The following is a 17,111-nucleotide window of genomic DNA, read 5'->3' on the forward strand; positions in this document are numbered from 1 at the left end:
TCAACGGTATTGGTTACATGTCTCTATCGCATAAACGACACGTTCCAAATCCTCATCCGATAAAGAGCTTCCAGAAGGCAGGCAGACACCTGTTGAAAATAATTTATCCGATACACTGTATTCCTCACTGTAAGGATAGTAGTAATTGCTCTCGAACAAGGGTTGTAAATGCAGCGGTTTCCATACAGGTCTAGCTTCGATATTGTGCTGTTCCAGACATGACAGGAGTTGTTGTGAAGAGAACCCCGCCACTTCTTCATCGATGGTCAGCGCACTCAACCAGTGCGTGCTGCGACAATTGCGCGCTTCCGGCATAAAATGAAGACCCGGTATGGAACCTAACCGTTCCCTATATCGCCGGCCAATAGATCTGCGACGCTCTACTCGCTCTTCAAGCAGTTCTAATTGACCGCGTCCTATGGCTGCCAACAGGTTGCTTAACCGATAGTTGTATCCCATTTCGGAATGTTGATAATGAGGGGCAGTGTCTCGGGCTTGCGTAGACCAGAAGCGCGCTTGATCTAAGGCTTCGGTATCGTCGGATACGAGCATGCCCCCACCTGACGTCGTAATAATCTTATTTCCGTTGAAAGAATAGATTCCGAATTGGCCCCACGTTCCGCTGGCCTTGCCTTGGTAGAAAGCGCCCAGTGATTCGGCAGCATCCTCAATCAAGGTAATTCCATATCGGTTAGCTATTTCTACAATGGGCGCCATGTCTGCACTTTGTCCGTATAAATTGACGACAACAGCCGCTTTTGGCAGCAGCCCTTTGTCATTCAAAGCTTGGCAGGCCCGCTGAAAAGCTAGCGGACACATGTTCCAGGTCTCAGGCTCTGAATCGACAAATACGGGGGTGGCCCCCAAATATAAAATAGGATTGGCGCTAGCAACGAACGTGAGCGTAGAACAGATCACGTAATCTCCTTGTGTGACACCGGCTAGACGAAGTGCGAGATGAATCGCCGCCGTGCCAGAGCTTAACGCTAGTGCACCCTTTGATCCTGTGTAGGCGGCCATCTCCCGCTCGAACGCATCAACTTGCGGACCAATAGGAGCAATCCAACCAGAGTGTATCGCCTCCTCCATGTAGACCTGCTCACGTCCACTAATATGCGGCGGGGATAACAAGATTCGTGGCAGAATGCTCGTTTGACTAATGCTCATGCGAAGCTCCTTTCTCCATTTGGACCGATTTCTTCAGATGGAATACATATCATATCGAGATCTGGATGCCGATAGAGCGGAAAGTAATTTCCTGATATTCTGGTGTCACAAAAGGATATGATCCGCTCATACAACTCTGGGAAAAAAATTCGTTTACCTAAGTAATAGTCAAGGGGTTCCAGTTGTGTCGCGAATCTATGCTTGAATTGAAATAAGTCGTCATTCCCCTTATATCCCCCGCCAAGATGAAAACATTCAAAGCCATTTTCCATCCCCCACTTGGCTGCTGCGTGTATTAGCAATTTGGTAGGTGACCACTGCAGATAGGCGCGATCCCAACCACATAGGTGATAATGCATCCACGGTCGTTCATGTAACACGATGCTGGTCGCCACCGTTTTCTCCCCATCCATAGCTTCGAATAGCTCTACTCTCCCCTCAAGTAGATGACTAGTATCTTCTATAAATTTTTTGGGAAAATAATAAAAAGAATCCGCCTGTAAATCGTTTAGTGTTCCGTAATACAATTCACTGAAGGACTCAATACGATCCTTCAGATTCGAATTTCGAATCGTAAAGGGTGCGGACTTTAATTTATGAATATTCCGTTTATGATTGCTGCCATAATGCCGGATAAGCTCTGACTCCGAACCCACAGTCAAATCAATATAAATTGTATTCCTATTCCATTCGGTGGTCAGACCGCTTTGATATTCCGTAGCGTTGCCAATCAAGGGATGAAATCTTACAAACTCGGTCATGATCTTTTTCTCTCTACAGTAATCCGTGAACGTTTCACTGAATTGCTGGTACAGCTCACTTCGTTCGGCTCCCGGAGGGAGATTCGATATCGGTCCCCCGTATCCATAGGGTGTACTAATGTCGTACCAATCGCCTTCAAGCCCCAGTTGGATTACGGCAGGAAGATGGCTTATGGAGCGAAGTAAGTAAGGATAAACTATGAGCTGGTCTCCCTGCTTAAAAACAAACAGCTCTGCCTGCTGATGCTCTCCATCCTCAAACAGCCGAAAAAACGCTGAGGAGAAATAGATATCCTTCGTCTCTAGCTGGTTCAAATAGACATCCCATTCCGCTGAACTAGAGCTGTCTAACACGATGAAGTTACTCATACAACACCTCTTGATTCTCCAATAGTTTGATCATACGTATACTTTCAGTGCTTAAGATTAGCCCGGGGTCTCGCTCACGCAAATAAGCATCTGAAGAAAGCAACAGCAGCCTTTTCTCCCGGTCTAAATCCATTAATACGTCTGTCAAAAGATTGCAGCCACTCCACCCTCCACTTTGCAGTTGGATACGATAATACTGTTCACCTAACCGGCCCACTACTGAAGTCTCTTCCTTCGTTCTAATCTTAAGAGAAGAGAATCCATACTTTTGATGATGTGCCTCTGCCATCGGATAATCATCTATGATGTAAGCCAATGCTTCTCTATCCCTATCAATCGATGGAGCCAAATCTCTTACATACCAGTAAGTCCGGCCTTCCTCTGCAAAACCAAGCCGCAAATACCAAGCATGAGCTTGCTCATTCCACGAAAATACATCAAGTGCCAGCTTCGAAATGCCATCCTTTTGGGCTAACGTCTCCCCGTACGCCATAAGCTTGCCGCCGATGCCGTCTTTTCGATAAGCTGCGTCCACATTCAAGTTATTCAGAACCAGCATCTGCTCCATTCTTCGCCATTCAGCGAATCCAATAAGATGATCTTCAGTATAGGCACCAATCAGCAGTGTTGCTGAATGGCTTCCGCATTTACATGCTGCTTTCAAATATTCGGGATAACCGCCACAGGCGAATATGGTTTGATTGTAGACCGACTCTGGCAAGTTGCTCTGTAAGAGCCGGCATGCAAGGTGAATATCATCTTCCTGAAGCGGACTAAACCGCAAATTCATGCCGACCCCTCCTTTTGGTTCATTCTGTACTCATCGAGCGGCAAACTATGCTCACCCGGATTGGCCACAACGTCATCTTGGCGGATCACCTTCAGCACAGTTTTGCATAAGATCAACGCATCTAATCTAAAGCTCAGCTTCTCAACATAGGTAACGTCATAGGAGAGCCGCTGTTTCCACTCCGAAGTATTACGTCCAGATACCTGCGCCAATCCCGTTATTCCGGGTCTTACAGTAAATCGCAGCCGCTCCCGTTCAGAGTAATGCGGGCTGTAACGGATGAGCAAAGGTCTTGGTCCGATCAGACTCATTTCTCCCTTCACAACATTTACTAATTGCGGGAGCTCATCCAGACTCAGCTTTCGAATCAATCCGCCGAATTTGATATAACGCCGAGCATCCGATAACGGCTGGCCCTGCGCATCATACATTTCAGCCATGGTTCGGAACTTGTAGATGTAGAAGGGTCTTTCTCCCATTCCCGGCCGTTGCTGCTTGAACAAAATAGGACTTCCCAGCTTTATCCGAAGCAGCAACGCCACCACAGCCATGACCGGACTAAACACACCTAACATAACGATCGCTCCCACCAAATCGAAGCCCCGCTTCATATGGCGATACATGGTAGTCTTTCCCCCGCCTTTCTCTTATTCCGTAAAAAGACGTTCTGTAAGTGACTTTACCTCTTCCGGATTTGCACTCCAATAATACACTTTGGTTCGGACGAGCGGATCTAGAGCAGAGCTGTTATGGCCAGGAATCTGTTCGTAAGCAAAATCTGCGGAATCCATTCCTTTGAATAGCCAAGCTAAGCTCATCAAATCACTGTCACTAAAACTCGTATCAATAATGTCTTTCTTTTCACGCAGTAGCAGTCCCGCTAGATCAGGAATATGCTCCGGACTTAATAGCTTTTTGGCTACAGCCCGAACGATATTGAATTGCTCCCGTTGGCGGCTAAAGTCACCCTCCGGAGTCGAGTAGCGCTCCCTTGCTAAATAAAGCGTGTGGGCACCATCCAGATGCTGCTCACCTTTCTTGATGGTGATCTCCGGAGTGATGGTCACATCCTGATCAATCAGCATATCGATCCCGCCGATCGAATCGATGAAATCACGAACACCGGAGAAGTTCGTCTTGATGTAGTAATGAATAGGAATATTCATAAAATCACTAACGGCTTGAATCAGTGTCAGCGTACCCTGCTGATTCCCACCCTTTGTTTCACCAACGATATGTGCATGATTGATCTTGGTATAACCGATGTTCTGCACATAAACCCGCGTGTCCCGCGGCACAGATACGATATTCACCTTCCGTTGATCCGGCATCACATGGGCAACCATGATCGTATCTGCCCGCGAGCTTTCTCCGCCCCAAGTGTCTGTTCCAATTAGCACTACATTAAAGGATGAGCTTTTCTTGTCTGTTGGAGATGTCACCGCAGTTGGAGTCTGTGTAGACGTTGTAAGGGTAAGCTCATCCGTTTGCGCTTGTGGGGCTGGTGTGCTGAGCGATTGCACCATCGTTTCATTGTCCGTAACCACATTAGAGCTAGGGATCGTCATGGGGTTAAGAATCGCCTTATTAAAACGATGCTCTGGATTCAATATCCCTCCAATCCAGATCCCCCCAACTACAACCACAACAAGAATAACAATCAGGCTGTATCGTCCCACCCGCCGCATGCGTGAACGTTTACCAGTAATTGCCTTGTCGCGCTTGCCCCATAATCTTGTCATCCATGAATGCTTAGTCGACTTCATAGGTCAGATTCCCGCATGAACTTCGGATTTAATGCGTTCAAGATCATGTGTGCCCACCTGCGGTTCTTCCTGAAAACCCGAATAGCTTGGAATTAGCTGCTTTAGCAGTTTTTTGATCTGATGACTGCTTGGCATCAGTTCATACCGTTTGCACAGGTTCTCCAGAACCCCCAACACCAAATTCAGTTCAGATCTGGAGACACTTTGCGGGCGGCTAATCATAATACGGTAGTTGTTAGTGACCAATAACCCTTCTTCTTCAGTCAAAAGCTCCTCAAACAATTTTTCTCCAGGACGAATGCCAGTGACCACAATGGGAATATCTTTGTCAGGCTCGAGACCCGACAAGCGGATTAAATCCCTCGCTAGATCGTATATACGAACTGGCTTACCCATATCCAGCACAAACACTTCTCCCCCTTGTGCCAGCACACTTGCTTGAATAACCAACTGTACCGCTTCGGGTATCGTCATGAAGTAACGCACCATATCCATATGTGTAACCGTCACCGGGCCGCCGTTTTCGATTTGTCTTTTGAATAACGGAATGACACTGCCCCGACTGCCCAGCACATTACCAAAACGTACAGCGGCAAAAACCGTCTTACTTAAGGAATTCTGATCATTAATGATCATTTCCGCGGCTCGTTTCGTGGCCCCCATAACACTGGTAGGATTAACCGCCTTATCCGATGAGATGAGGATGAACCGTTTAGCGCCATATTTAGCACTCGCTTCCGCTACATTCCTTGTGCCGATCACATTATTTTTAACTGCCTCTACTGGATTCATCTCCATAAGAGGAACATGCTTGTGAGCAGCGGCATGATACACAATGGAGGGGCGGAACTTTTGAAAAACGTTATCGATCCGCGATACATCCTGAATGTCCGCTATAATGGGATGAATGATCTGATCGGGATATAACTGCCGCAACTCTTGTTCAATAAGATAAATGCTATTTTCTCCATGCCCCAAAAGCAGCATTTCCTTCGGACGATACGCAGCCAATTGCCGGCATAATTCCGAACCAATTGAACCGCCTGCACCCGTGATGAGAATACACTCGCTTCCCAGATTCTCACGAATCTCTTCCGTATTAATTTCTACGGGACTTCTCCCCAGCAAATCATTTACGGATACTTCACGGATCATGTTAATGGCCATTTTCCCGTCCAAAATATCGGTCATACTAGGCATTAACTTGATCTGAGCTTTGGTAGATTTGCAGATTTCGATGATCTCCAGTAATTCCTTTTGAGGAGCCGTAGGCAAAGCGATGATAATGAACGAAATGTCCAGCTCCTCGACTGCCTGGGGAATGAAGTTACGGTTACCGACTATCGGCAACCCCATAAGCTCCAGCTTGCGCTTTGAGATATCATCATCTATGAAGGCAACTGGGTTCATGAATTTAAATCTTGAATGCTTGATATCTTTGGTAACGAGGATGCCTGCTTTTCCCGCCCCAACAATTAGCAGATTGCCTTCGGATGAACCCTTTGTTCCCAGTGTTTCGAATCTATCGTTGATGAGGCGGTTAACTAAACGTAAGCCGGCAATGCCGAGAAATACGTAACCCGCTGCAAAATAAATCGAAATCGGCAATCGATAGGAAGGGACGAATACATGCGCAGATACATTGACAGCGACCACTCCGCAGAGTGTTAAAGCACTCACTTTTAGCAGCTGCAATAACTCACCTATACCGGTGTATCGCCAAATATTGTTATACACCTTGAATCCAAACGAGAACGCTGCGTACACCATTATGTGAATGAGTATCGCCCACGGAAGCATCCACATGTACTGCTCAGGGATTTGAAAATCAAACCGAAGTAAAAACACAAGCCACACTGAAGCCGCTATAATTCCTGCATCCAACATGACTAAACGTACGATCCGCATTTTCATCACTTCTTTCTCCCTAATTAACTAATTATTCGTTTATTCGTTTATTCGTTTATTCGTTTGTTGTCGTATATGCGAGAATGAATTATCTATCTGCTGTCAGACCCGGTTGTAATTCAGACGGAAAAGGCTTTATCCCTGGTTCTTTCAGCGCTTCTATATAAATCGAGTCCATTTCACGAAGCACCGCTGGCAATCCATAGCGAATAATCCTGTCCTTGTTCGCCTTACCCATTGCTGCGGTCAAAGCTGCGTCCGCTCGCAGTTGAACCAGTGCTTTTGCCGTAGCGGCAATATCATCCACTGGAACCAACATGCCCGTTGACTCATGCTCAATCAAATCGCGAATGCCCCGAATATGTGTGCCGATCACGGGTTTGCCTGCTGCCATCGCCTCCATAATCGCCCGGGGTAACCCCTCACGATAGGACACAAGTGCCGCAACATCACACGCTTGTAGCAAATCCGGTATATCTCTTCGGAACCCCAGAAAATGCACCTGATCCCTAACCTCTAACCGAATAGCAAGTTCTATAAGGGTTTGCTCGAAAGGACCTGTACCTGCGAATGCTAGATGAATATCGCTTGCTTGATCACCCAAATGATGTAGTGCTTCGATCAACTGTTTTTGGTTCTTGTTAGCATTTAACTCAGCGACGCAGAGAACAACGAATGAAGGATTATCATTGTCACTCTTAGGTAAATCAAATAGCTGGTGACGACTTACCCCCTTCATTTTTGCAATTTCATCATCCCCCTCACCGCTACCGTATACCTGAAGATCAAGCCCGACTCCGCTCACATAAGTTACTCTTTTTCGCACAGGGAATTTCAGAGCACGCTCATAATCTTCACTATTAATGGTGATCAGTACATCCGTCCAACGTGCCATCAAATACTCCAACGGATAATAAAGCATCCAATTCAGAAAAGGAGCACCTTTAAAAAAATGAAAACCATGAGCTGTATACAATACGCTAGGGACACCTGCTCTATGGGCTGCAATCCGTCCGAGAATCGAAGCCACTGGTGTATGTACATGGACGAACTGAAATTTTTCCGCTTGGAAGCTTTTCGTTAAGATCCGCAGAGCCGTCCAATTCTTCAACTGTAAAGGACTTCGTTGTATAGGTACGTCGTGACATACAATTCCCCGCTGTTCCAAGCGCTGTCTGGCTTCGCCCGGCTGAGCGTAAGCATGGACTTCACACCCTTTTTGCAGCAATAACACCATGTAAGGTAAATGAAAACTCTCGAAATGCCCATAAATGGAGGCTACAAAAGCAACCTTTGCTTGTAAGCTACCCTCAGCTGGAATACTCCCGATGTCCTTACTTGAGCTTTTATTGAGGTTGCTCTGCTCGTTGTCGAAGCTTGCGCCCAGTTGACCGTTCAACGTGTTGGGTTCGATAGGGCATCTCTCCTTTCAGGTTTTTGTCTGTTAACCGGATGCAAGCTCCGTTCATCGCCATCATGAACCACCAATACCGCTGGAATAACGCCTCAATACCCATCGATAAACCAATCATCGCCGCATGGGACAACAGCAATGCCATAATAATTGGCCTATGAATGGGATCTGCTGCACGATAAGAACGGATACCCACAATGAAGAACCAAATCATAAATCCGCCATATACAATCAAGCCCAATAAGCCGAATTCAGTCAAAAACCATATTGGCGTGTTGTGGATAATAATGCGCAGTTCGTAATTATAGGAACCAAGCCCAATGCCTAATAATGGACTTTGTGCGATCCAATCCACCGCTTTGTCAATGATGTCAAGACGCGACTGGATCTGGGAAGGTCTGCTGGACATAGACTCCAGCACATTTAGATAAGCGGTGCCTTTATACAGCAGCAGAGCTATAAAAGCCACACCAAACCCCATTCCGATCTTGATCAGTCTGGAAGGTTTGGTAATCAAAAGTGTAAGTAATACAAGGAAGAGACCAATCCATGACGAGCGCGAGAAGGTCATCATAATGCCCCCGGCTAAGCTTATCGTCGCTAGTATGCTGACCCATCCCCGCAGCAGCTTTATCTTCTCCCCACTCGTCATGATATGAATGGCAAAAGCCGTCACCAGCAATCCCCCGTATGCATTGGGATCAATTAACATGCCGGACAACCGCCCGTCTTGCACCATAAACGGAACCTTTACTCCGCTGAAAAAAGCGAATAGGGCAACACCATTTAAGAGCAGCACACTGATCAGGAAAAATCGGAGCATCTTATATAACCGTTCCCAGCTATCTACGGCTTGCACAAGCATGATGTAGGTCAACAATAGGAGTATGAATCCAATATCTTTTTGCAGTAAGGCGTATTGGGTTATGAAGCCGTTGCGCCAAATGGATACAAAGGAAGCTAGAACAAAAATGAACAACATGCCCCAATGCCATGAACTGAATATCCTCCGGTCCAATTTGAGATGGAATCCAGCGGCAAACAAACCTAACATTAAGAAGAGATCCGACGGGGCGATACGGAAGGCTCCACCAAAATCAAACTGTGCCGGAAGGCATATGATATACCCCATGACCGCAAACAGAAATAAATTATGCATGGTGTAGGGCTTCCCTACAACAGATACAGATGTCATACAAGTTCCTACTTTCCTACTTTCCTACTTTCCTATAAAACAAAGAACTTATGCTGCCGCTTCCGACTGTTCCCGATTTCTTACCTTTCCGATGACACGATACAGCACAACTACACTGCCAATCATCTGTACAAATAACGACGAACTAGCTCCCATCGCAGCACCTACTACCCCGTAATGAGGTACGAAGATCAGACAACATAAGCCATTAGTGAATGCTGTGCACAGAAACAATGGAATCTGGGCTTTGTACCTTCCGGTAGCCGTTATGGCGTACCACAGGTAGGATGAAATAAATACCAGCATGGTGGACGCCAGCAGCCAATGAAACAACCCTAACTCTCCTGCCACGTCTGAACTGAATAATAAGGTTAACAGCTTGTGTCCAAACAACCACCCTATCAAACAAGCGACCGCACTAAAACCCAAACCCATCGCTATCATTCGGCTGAGTAAAGTGACAAACTCCTTGTGTCTCCCGGCTGAATGCCACCTGGCAAGACGCGGTGTTATGGCTTCACCAAGTGCGGTGACGACAACATTACAGGCAACAATCATATATGAGAGTGAAGCATAAATACCTAAGTCATGCTCCCCTTTAAAATAGGAAATCGCGTATAATGGGATATTCGTATTTAACGACATCAACGCCAACACCACGCCTAGCGGTGAACTGACGATCAGTAAACTCCATAGGCTTCTTTTGTTGAAGAGTGGCCTGAGAGAAGTGTATATTCTCGCTTTACGAGCATCATATCCAATCGTTATCGCTAACCATCCGATAATCATGACTAACAAGGCAAGAATAAGGCTCTGTGTAGGGATAAATACGAGGATGAAGATTAGAATGGAGAATAACCCTTTTGCCATTCTGGAGATTGAGATTTGATCTAATCTCTCCTCCTTTTGAACGATGCCTAATAAAATATCACTGATTGATTCAACGATTCTATACAGACCGATGAAGAAAATAACCAATGCTGTATTCCAATCCAAACCACTCATTATGCAAAAGCCTGCGGTAATCGTAAACGCAAGGGCGGTTGTTATCAGCCGTAAGCCCAGAAAGTCTCCAAAACTGTATTTCCCCGATGAATCAACGATTAATACGGAACGAAGATGTAGATGCGACAGCATAAAGATCGGAGCAGTAACTGCAAGCCCTAGCGAATATTGCCCCACGATTGCCGATGACCCGAATTTATTCAGCAGGATCACAATCACAAACTGAGCACCAGCGTAAGTGATATTCCCGAGCAAATAACGAAGAGAAGCAAATGACATAGACGTCAGACCATTCCTGAAGAAGAGGCCCACTCGGCAAAATCTTCACCGCGAATCTTGGAACGCCTGCTCTTTTTCCGATAATTCAATACGGCTCCCAGCAAATGTGCTCCCTGCTGCTCTAGCAAGTGCTTGGCAGAACTCGTGTGCTTTAAGAGTACTTTTCCGGATTTCACAACTAGCAATACCCCCTCAGTCATCGTTGCCAAAATAAGGGCATCCGAAAATGGCATTAATACAGAGGATGAGTCGATGACAATCGTATCAAAACGCACGCTCAGCTCTGTAAATAATCGCTTCATTCCTTCAGAGCCTAGTAATTCAGCGGGATTTGGTGAAATCGGACCAGAGGTCAATACAGACAAACCTTCTGCTTCCTCAATAGAAATAATGCAATCCTCTAAGCGGGTATGATCCACTAAGATACTGCTAAGCCCGATCCAATTAGGCAGATCAAATGCCTTATGCACCGTTGGCGTACGTAGATCCCCATCAATGAGTAGAACTGTCTTACCAGCTTCTGCCATGGCAATCGCCAGGTTTATCGCTACCGTTGATTTCCCTTCATCCGGAAGCGAGCTTGTGACTAATAAAGAGCGGATCTCTCCACCAACGCGGGTATAACGAATATTGGAGCGTATGGTTCGGAATTGATCTCCGTTAGATGACTTCGGTTGTTCCAGGCAATATAATTTTGGCGTTTTCTTCTTCATAACTTGTGGCTCCTTCTGCTGATTTGGTTTTCGCTTTATTCCGCCGTTTATGTGGCTTCAATTTGCCCACGGTTCCCAGAAGCGGAAGCTGCAAATCAAGCTGAATATCTTTGGCACTTCTCACGGGTTTCTCCATCATTTCCCGGAGGATAGAGATTGCGATCCCGGTAATCAGCGCCAATCCGAAGGCAACAGCCATATTGAAGACCGGCTTAGGTGAGACAGGATCAGAAGGAACCTTGGCACGGTCGAGAAATACAACATTCTCCACTCCCATAATCGATTGAATATTCGCATTAAAGGCTTCTCCGAAGCCATTCGCGATATCTGTTGCCCGTTGAGCTTTTGAATTGGTCACAATTACCGTTGTTACGAGTGATTCACTATTGGTTCTTGTCTTCACATTTTTGAGTAACTCTTCCGCTGTCATTTTTAGCTGCAGCTTTCTGACAACCTCTTCCGCTATCCTGCTGCTTCGAATGATCTCCCCGTAAGTGGTTACCAGTTTTTGTCCGGCCATAATGTCATTAATTGCTTTCTGCTGCCTGTCTCCTTGAATAAGTATAGAAGCTGTCGCCTCGTATTTCGGCTGTAAAACATAATAGCTAACACTACCAGCGAGCCCGACTGCAGCGATACATAATACAATAATGAACAGCAGCCTACGTTTTACTAGTTTCAAAATGCTGCCCAGTTCGAATTCCATCGATCATTTCTCCTAACTAGTTAATGTATTGTCGCCTCTTTAACAAGATTATTGTTGTATATTCATATTCTCTTTCTCTCAACATATGTCCAAGTCCGTACTTAAAATTTAAATGTCAAAATATTAAAGGGCTCATTTAGCTCACCTGTTAAAATCCAACAAAAAAAGGCATTCTTCCAGCAAAATCAACTGGTAGAATACCTTACATATAATCTATCTAGTTCAGGAATGTACAAGTGCAGTTAACACCATCAGGAGATATCTTTACGTTTCAGAACATGATGAACATTGCTTAACATGCCGGATAGAACTCCAGCAATTGGGAATACTGCCCAATTGACGTCCCAGCGCCCATAGACAAAACCCGTGAACAGAAAAATCGCCGTCGCCAAAGGCCATAATACAGCCCCAACAACTCCAACAAATCGGTTCTCTTCCTGCTTCTCTGCAGTGATATTCGGCTCCTCCAGCAACTTCGTATAAGTACCCTGGATATTCCCGTAATAGATGAACAAAAACACCGCCACAGCTGCAATAAACAGAAAAGCAGCGACTCCATAGGGAGCATAGTCATCGTTGACATAGCTAGTGGTAAAGATAAAAGCCGGCGACAGCACGCATAGGCAGACTCCTGTAATCAGAGAAAGACGGTAAGTCGGAGCATAAAGACTTTGGCTGCGTTGAAGCGCCATTTTTAGAGCATAAGGCAGCTGAAAGCCTTGCTCCAGACTCTTAAAGCGATCCAGCTTCATTCCGCTGTGTATAAACATCCCGACCGCGATAGCGACCAGCACGAACATTCCGACCAGCCCCAGCATCGAACCTTTATCACTCATAACAGCCTTATTTTCAAATATTGTATCCAGGGTGATCAAAAACGCCACTCCGCATGCGCAGAGAAAAACGCCGATCCCCGTCCATAATCCAGCGCTTCGTCTGGCCGCCGCATAAGCGTAAACCTCTTCTTCCGTCAGCACCGGAATAGCCTGTTCTGGCGCAACTGGATCGATGCCAAGCTCCGCTGTCAGCTCTTCAATATTGCCGAATTCCGATATGACGATACCAATCGCCTCATTCTCCGACTTGCCAGCAAGCTTCAGCTCCAGGTACTTCTCCTCCATCCCTGATAGCAGCTCTTGCTTCAGATGTTCCAGTTCCGGAGTCTTTGGCAGACCCGCAAACATATTATCCAGATATACTATGATCGTCTCCATGCTCTATCACCACTCCTTGATAAATTGGTTTACAACTTGCTGTGTAACCTTCCATTCCTCACATTTTTCTCGGTAATAGGCGAGACCCAAAGGGGTAATCCGGTAATACGTACGCCGCTTGCCAAGACTCTCATCCAGATAAAAGGATTCTATGTACCCGTTTTTCTCCAGTCGGGTGAAGGCAGAATATAATGTTGTCTCTTTCATAACATATTTCTCCTGTGTTAACTGCCTGATATTTTTGGAAATCTCGTACCCGTAAGATTCCCCGTCCAGCAGCATGTAGAGGATCATCGTATCATTGTAGCCACGTATAACATCACTGCTGATCAAAAATATCCCCCCATGATTACTTCATCTGTCGTAGTAGTTGCAGTATAACATAATTACTACGACAGATGAAGTAGTTAATGGAAAAATAGGCCAACATAATTTGAGGACCGAACCTTCCTTGATTAAATCACAATTGCTGTCTGCGCATGACGTAGCTTCCAATATGAGGTTAGGTATACGAAGGTGCAGGCCAGTAGTGTTTGCGGGGACGATGGTGTTTACTAGTAGGCTGTTTGCGAGGGCGGGGGTGTTTACCAATTGGTTGTTTGCAGGACGATTTACTAGTAGGCTGTGTGCGAAGTCGATGGTGTTCTCCAATTGGCTGTTTGCAGGACGATGGTGTTTACTAGTAGGCTGTGTGCATAGACGGTGACGTTTACCTACTCTTAGTTTGGCGGATGAGGTACTATCGGACTCAGTTGGCGTTATTCGAGGCATTTTACTACTTTTCAGGTTCTATCGGACCCCAATGCACCTATTGGCGCACAAAACATCATATTTAGGGCCCTTTCTAGGGAATAGCTGCACTGGAGTCCGAAACTACGCTAGAACTGCGAAAAACATGCTAATAACATCATCTGGGTCCGTACCACGGTGGATGATTATGAGTCGGCGATGTGATTAGATGTATATTGTTGATGTTGGTGATGATGATGTTGGTGATGGTGGTGATGGTGGTGATGGTGGTGATGGTGGTGATGGTGACGTTGATGTTGATGTTGATGTTGTTGATGTAAATCCAAGCGAAACTGAGTCAAAGTCAGCAAGTCAAAACACAAAACAGCGGTTCTCCCATATTGGGGAGAACCGCTGTTTTGTTGTTTTTTTATAATTAATAAATAGTTAATCATTGCTAAGGAATACACCAACTTGAATACGTTGACCTATTAATGTCGTGTACGGAGCATACGTCCAACAAAATAAAGCATTTGTTTACGTGTAAAAAAACGTGACATTTGAGCAGAAATATAGTTTGTAAATCCTGGGACAGCAAATACTTTTTTAGCCTGAAGCGACCGAAGAGCCACTTGAACGACATTTTCTGGCGTGTCTCGTTTGCCTACCGAAGCCTCATCGGCTCCCACGACATTAAAAAATTCTGTTTCCGTAGACCCCGGACATAACGCAAGAAATTGTACGCCCCGTTTCCGATTTTCCTCCCATAGCGCTTGAGTAAATGATAATACAAAAGCTTTTGTCGCTCCATATACAGCCATATTAGGGAGAGGTTGAAATGCAGCTGTTGATGCAACGTTTATGATCACTCCACTTTTTCTATTTAACATCTCTGGCAAAAACAAATGGGTCAGATCTACAACCGCCAAAACATTTAGCATCACTTCTTCATGTTGTCTCGAACCAGATAGTTGTTCAAAAAGCCCATGCGTAGCAAAACCTGCATTATTAATAAGAATATCAACGTTCAAGCCACGTTCTACACATTGTTGATAGAGCCTGTCAGGGGAACCTTCTTGAGATAAATCAGCAACTAGAACCTCCGCTTGAATTTGAAATTCTCGTTTTAATTTTTCCGCTAAAGCAATCAGTTTATCTTCAGAACGGGCGACTAAAATTAAGTGACTTCCTTTGGCTGCAAGTTCTCGAGCAAACGCTTCACCTATACCCGAAGAAGCTCCGGTAATCAACGTCCATTTATTTTGAATTGTAATCATTGTTATCCTCTCTCCCTTTAACGACCATTTAGAAACAGTGTTTCAATAAGAATCATTGTATCCAAGTGAGGTTGTGTTGTCAAATAAAGTTCTACACATTTAATTATTGGCTATTTCTCTTCTACATCAGTAAAATAAGGGTTAGAAATAACGGCTATCTAAAAAAAGCTAAAGTAAAGTTCTAAGGAAGTGAAACTACATGCAAAAATCGTCCAAAATATCTTCTATAGATGCTGAATCCGTTACAACCTACCCAAAAGCAAAGCAACGGCATGCGGAAATATTAAGACTGAACATTATCGAAGCCGCTGCGGCCATTATGCATGAATCCGGACCCGAAGGTGTAACCATCCGTAAGGTTGCTGAAAAAATGGAATGTCCCACAAAAATCATTTATAACTTGTTTGGAAACAAGGAAGGTTTAGCGAAGGAGCTTTTTCTGCAAGGGTGTAAATTGTTGGCTGCTGCCTTTCAAGCGGTTCCAAAACAAGACAATCTAAATTTATATCTTCGCGAGCTTGGACAAGCTTATTGGGATTTCTCACGGAATCATACTAGCTATTATATGGTTATGTTCGGAGGAGCCTTTAGCGAATTCAAACCGGAGGAGGAAAGCTTACATGCTATCTTTACGGCACTACAACAAGTGATAGCCCTTATTACAGAAGCCATCGAACAAGGATTTATTAACGAAAAAGACCCTCTGCTTGTTGTGAACCTGGTGTGGGCGTCATTGCATGGCGTCATTCATCTGCATTTAGGGGGACATATTCAAAATGAGGAAACGGCTAAAATATTGTATGATAGATCGGTCTCCAATTTAATTCATACCTTCTTTAAAAAAGATAATTAATTCTAAAAAGGCCTCTTTGCAAGTCCCTACTCAATAAATTCAAGCCGTAATCTTGGGATATCCTTAGATCACGGCTTTTTTAACATGCTAAAAAAACACAAAAAAAACGGCATTTCTGCCGCTTCTTCATCTCTCTAATTATGTCCGGCGCATATATGCACGCACAGTGATAGGTGCAAAAACCGCAACAATCACAGCAGCTCCGATAAGTGAGATAGCGAAATCCCAGCCTACGGTTCCAGAGTTAGCAAGCTCACGGACAGCTGACACAAGATGCGAGATTGGATTGACTTTGACAAACCATTGCAGCCAGTTAGGCATCGTATCTACAGGCACGAAGGCGTTGGATAGAAACGTGAGTGGGAACAACACAATCATTGATATCCCTTGTACGCTGGAAGCGGTTCGCGCAATCACACCAAAGAAAGCGAAAATCCAGCTAATCGACCAGGAGCAGACAATAACCAAAAGCGCAGCAATTGCGACATGCTCCAGACCGCCATCAGGTCGGTAACCCATAATATAGCCCATGACAAAAGTAAGCACAGTAGCGATCGTATATCGAATCGTATCTGCCAACAAAGCTCCGGCTAATGGGGCTATACGGGCAATCGGCAATGACTTAAAGCGGTCAAACACCCCTTTATCCATGTCTTCCCGCAGTTGGACACCAGTGACGATGGAGGTCGTGATTACAGTCTGCACTAGAATACCAGGAATAATAACGGGCAAATAGCTCACTACATCTCCTGATATGGCTCCACCAAAAATATAAGTAAACATTAGTGTGAAAATAATTGGCTGCAGCGTTACGTCGAACAATTGCTCGGGTGTGCGACGGATTTTCAATATCCCGCGATAAGCCATCGTTAACGAGTTACGAACAGATTGTTTGAAGCTCGTATGGTTTTTCAATTGTCGGGTCGCACCTGGACTAATAGTAGAAGTTCTCATACTCATGCTCT

General features: G+C 45.1%; 17 protein-coding genes. 2 read left to right on the forward strand and 15 right to left on the reverse strand.

The genetic code is table 11. The annotated features are described in order from the left end of the window. From MHH89_RS09150 to MHH89_RS09210, 13 genes are all read right to left on the reverse strand, one after another. On the reverse strand, nt 1-1,167 hold the full coding sequence (locus tag MHH89_RS09150; protein ID WP_076306137.1) for a DegT/DnrJ/EryC1/StrS family aminotransferase: 1,167 nt from the start codon (nt 1,165-1,167) through the stop codon (nt 1-3). Continuing rightward, entirely contained in the window at nt 1,164-2,297 is a 1,134-nt protein-coding gene (locus MHH89_RS09155) for a GNAT family N-acetyltransferase (protein ID WP_341086897.1), read from the reverse strand. The genes MHH89_RS09150 and MHH89_RS09155 overlap by 4 nt, the downstream gene beginning before the upstream one ends. Then, entirely contained in the window at nt 2,290-3,087 is a 798-nt protein-coding gene (locus MHH89_RS09160) for a GNAT family N-acetyltransferase (RefSeq protein WP_076129745.1), read from the reverse strand. Before MHH89_RS09160 ends, MHH89_RS09155 begins: the two co-directional genes overlap by 8 nt. Next, nucleotides 3,084-3,710 carry a sugar transferase gene (locus MHH89_RS09165; protein WP_076129746.1) on the reverse strand — a complete coding sequence of 209 codons (627 nt, stop codon included), beginning with the start codon at nt 3,708-3,710 and terminating at the stop codon, nt 3,084-3,086. The genes MHH89_RS09160 and MHH89_RS09165 overlap by 4 nt, the downstream gene beginning before the upstream one ends. A 24-nt stretch (nt 3,711-3,734) precedes the next feature. Next, entirely contained in the window at nt 3,735-4,853 is a 1,119-nt protein-coding gene (locus MHH89_RS09170; protein ID WP_312150732.1) for an LCP family protein, read from the reverse strand. A 3-nt stretch (nt 4,854-4,856) separates the two neighbouring features. Further along, a complete protein-coding gene (locus MHH89_RS09175) occupies nt 4,857-6,767 on the reverse strand; it encodes a polysaccharide biosynthesis protein (RefSeq protein WP_076280229.1) in 1,911 nt (636 codons plus the stop codon). Nucleotides 6,768-6,849: 82 nt separating this feature from the next. Then, nucleotides 6,850-8,160 carry a glycosyltransferase family 4 protein gene (locus MHH89_RS09180; RefSeq protein ID WP_341086900.1) on the reverse strand — a complete coding sequence of 437 codons (1,311 nt, stop codon included), beginning with the start codon at nt 8,158-8,160 and terminating at the stop codon, nt 6,850-6,852. After that, entirely contained in the window at nt 8,108-9,334 is a 1,227-nt protein-coding gene (locus MHH89_RS09185) for an O-antigen ligase family protein (RefSeq protein WP_076280230.1), read from the reverse strand. Before MHH89_RS09185 ends, MHH89_RS09180 begins: the two co-directional genes overlap by 53 nt. An 84-nt stretch (nt 9,335-9,418) precedes the next feature. Continuing rightward, complete coding sequence (locus MHH89_RS09190; protein WP_076281651.1) at nt 9,419-10,654, reverse strand: oligosaccharide flippase family protein; 1,236 nt, start codon at nt 10,652-10,654, stop codon at nt 9,419-9,421. Nucleotides 10,655-10,659: 5 nt separating this feature from the next. Then, the gene (locus MHH89_RS09195; protein ID WP_076280232.1) at nt 10,660-11,367 is read right to left on the reverse strand and encodes a CpsD/CapB family tyrosine-protein kinase; all 708 of its coding nucleotides are present in this window, start codon (nt 11,365-11,367) and stop codon (nt 10,660-10,662) included. Beyond that, on the reverse strand, nt 11,315-12,073 hold the full coding sequence (locus MHH89_RS09200) for a YveK family protein (RefSeq protein WP_341086902.1): 759 nt from the start codon (nt 12,071-12,073) through the stop codon (nt 11,315-11,317). The genes MHH89_RS09195 and MHH89_RS09200 overlap by 53 nt, the downstream gene beginning before the upstream one ends. 251 nt (nt 12,074-12,324) lie before the next feature. Next, a complete protein-coding gene (locus MHH89_RS09205; protein WP_076129752.1) occupies nt 12,325-13,287 on the reverse strand; it encodes a permease prefix domain 1-containing protein in 963 nt (320 codons plus the stop codon). A 6-nt stretch (nt 13,288-13,293) separates the two neighbouring features. Beyond that, on the reverse strand, nt 13,294-13,620 hold the full coding sequence (locus MHH89_RS09210) for a PadR family transcriptional regulator (RefSeq protein ID WP_076129753.1): 327 nt from the start codon (nt 13,618-13,620) through the stop codon (nt 13,294-13,296). 625 nt (nt 13,621-14,245) lie between these two features. Between MHH89_RS09210 and MHH89_RS09215 the strand changes: the two genes are divergently transcribed. Beyond that, nucleotides 14,246-14,452, forward strand: coding sequence for a hypothetical protein (locus MHH89_RS09215; protein ID WP_341086903.1), 207 nt, complete (start codon nt 14,246-14,248; stop codon nt 14,450-14,452). A gap of 55 nt (nt 14,453-14,507) precedes the next feature. On the opposite strand, the gene MHH89_RS09220 is transcribed toward MHH89_RS09215, so the two are convergent. Continuing rightward, nucleotides 14,508-15,293, reverse strand: a complete 786-nt coding sequence (locus MHH89_RS09220; protein ID WP_076280118.1) for an SDR family NAD(P)-dependent oxidoreductase — start codon at nt 15,291-15,293, stop codon at nt 14,508-14,510. A 199-nt stretch (nt 15,294-15,492) separates the two neighbouring features. On the opposite strand from MHH89_RS09220, the gene MHH89_RS09225 reads away from it, so the two are divergent. Continuing rightward, complete coding sequence (locus MHH89_RS09225) at nt 15,493-16,146, forward strand: TetR/AcrR family transcriptional regulator (RefSeq protein ID WP_076220107.1); 654 nt, start codon at nt 15,493-15,495, stop codon at nt 16,144-16,146. Between the two features lie 138 nt (nt 16,147-16,284). On the opposite strand, the gene MHH89_RS09230 is transcribed toward MHH89_RS09225, so the two are convergent. Next, nucleotides 16,285-17,100 (reverse strand): ABC transporter permease, encoded by an 816-nt coding sequence (locus tag MHH89_RS09230; RefSeq protein ID WP_076129863.1) that lies wholly within the window; start codon nt 17,098-17,100, stop codon nt 16,285-16,287. Nucleotides 17,101-17,111 lie beyond the last annotated feature (11 nt).

It is taken from the genome of Paenibacillus sp. FSL H7-0323 (assembly GCF_038002725.1).
GTDB classification, from domain to species: Bacteria; Bacillota; Bacilli; order Paenibacillales; family Paenibacillaceae; genus Paenibacillus_AQ; species Paenibacillus_AQ odorifer.

What these genes read in the sequence shown, in the direction of transcription:
- MHH89_RS09150 (WP_076306137.1), bottom strand. Translation starts at nt 1,167, where the DNA reads ATGAGCATTAGTCAAACGAGCATTCTGCCACGAATCTTGTTATCCCCG.
- MHH89_RS09155 (WP_341086897.1), bottom strand. Translation starts at nt 2,297, where the DNA reads ATGAGTAACTTCATCGTGTTAGACAGCTCTAGTTCAGCGGAATGGGAT.
- MHH89_RS09160 (WP_076129745.1), bottom strand. Translation starts at nt 3,087, where the DNA reads ATGAATTTGCGGTTTAGTCCGCTTCAGGAAGATGATATTCACCTTGCA.
- MHH89_RS09165 (WP_076129746.1), bottom strand. Translation starts at nt 3,710, where the DNA reads ATGTATCGCCATATGAAGCGGGGCTTCGATTTGGTGGGAGCGATCGTT.
- MHH89_RS09170 (WP_312150732.1), bottom strand. Translation starts at nt 4,853, where the DNA reads ATGAAGTCGACTAAGCATTCATGGATGACAAGATTATGGGGCAAGCGC.
- MHH89_RS09175 (WP_076280229.1), bottom strand. Translation starts at nt 6,767, where the DNA reads ATGAAAATGCGGATCGTACGTTTAGTCATGTTGGATGCAGGAATTATA.
- MHH89_RS09185 (WP_076280230.1), bottom strand. Translation starts at nt 9,334, where the DNA reads ATGCATAATTTATTTCTGTTTGCGGTCATGGGGTATATCATATGCCTT.
- MHH89_RS09190 (WP_076281651.1), bottom strand. Translation starts at nt 10,654, where the DNA reads ATGTCATTTGCTTCTCTTCGTTATTTGCTCGGGAATATCACTTACGCT.
- MHH89_RS09195 (WP_076280232.1), bottom strand. Translation starts at nt 11,367, where the DNA reads ATGAAGAAGAAAACGCCAAAATTATATTGCCTGGAACAACCGAAGTCA.
- MHH89_RS09200 (WP_341086902.1), bottom strand. Translation starts at nt 12,073, where the DNA reads ATGGAATTCGAACTGGGCAGCATTTTGAAACTAGTAAAACGTAGGCTG.
- MHH89_RS09205 (WP_076129752.1), bottom strand. Translation starts at nt 13,287, where the DNA reads ATGGAGACGATCATAGTATATCTGGATAATATGTTTGCGGGTCTGCCA.
- MHH89_RS09215 (WP_341086903.1), top strand. Translation starts at nt 14,246, where the DNA reads ATGTATATTGTTGATGTTGGTGATGATGATGTTGGTGATGGTGGTGAT.
- MHH89_RS09220 (WP_076280118.1), bottom strand. Translation starts at nt 15,293, where the DNA reads ATGATTACAATTCAAAATAAATGGACGTTGATTACCGGAGCTTCTTCG.
- MHH89_RS09225 (WP_076220107.1), top strand. Translation starts at nt 15,493, where the DNA reads ATGCAAAAATCGTCCAAAATATCTTCTATAGATGCTGAATCCGTTACA.
- MHH89_RS09230 (WP_076129863.1), bottom strand. Translation starts at nt 17,100, where the DNA reads ATGAGAACTTCTACTATTAGTCCAGGTGCGACCCGACAATTGAAAAAC.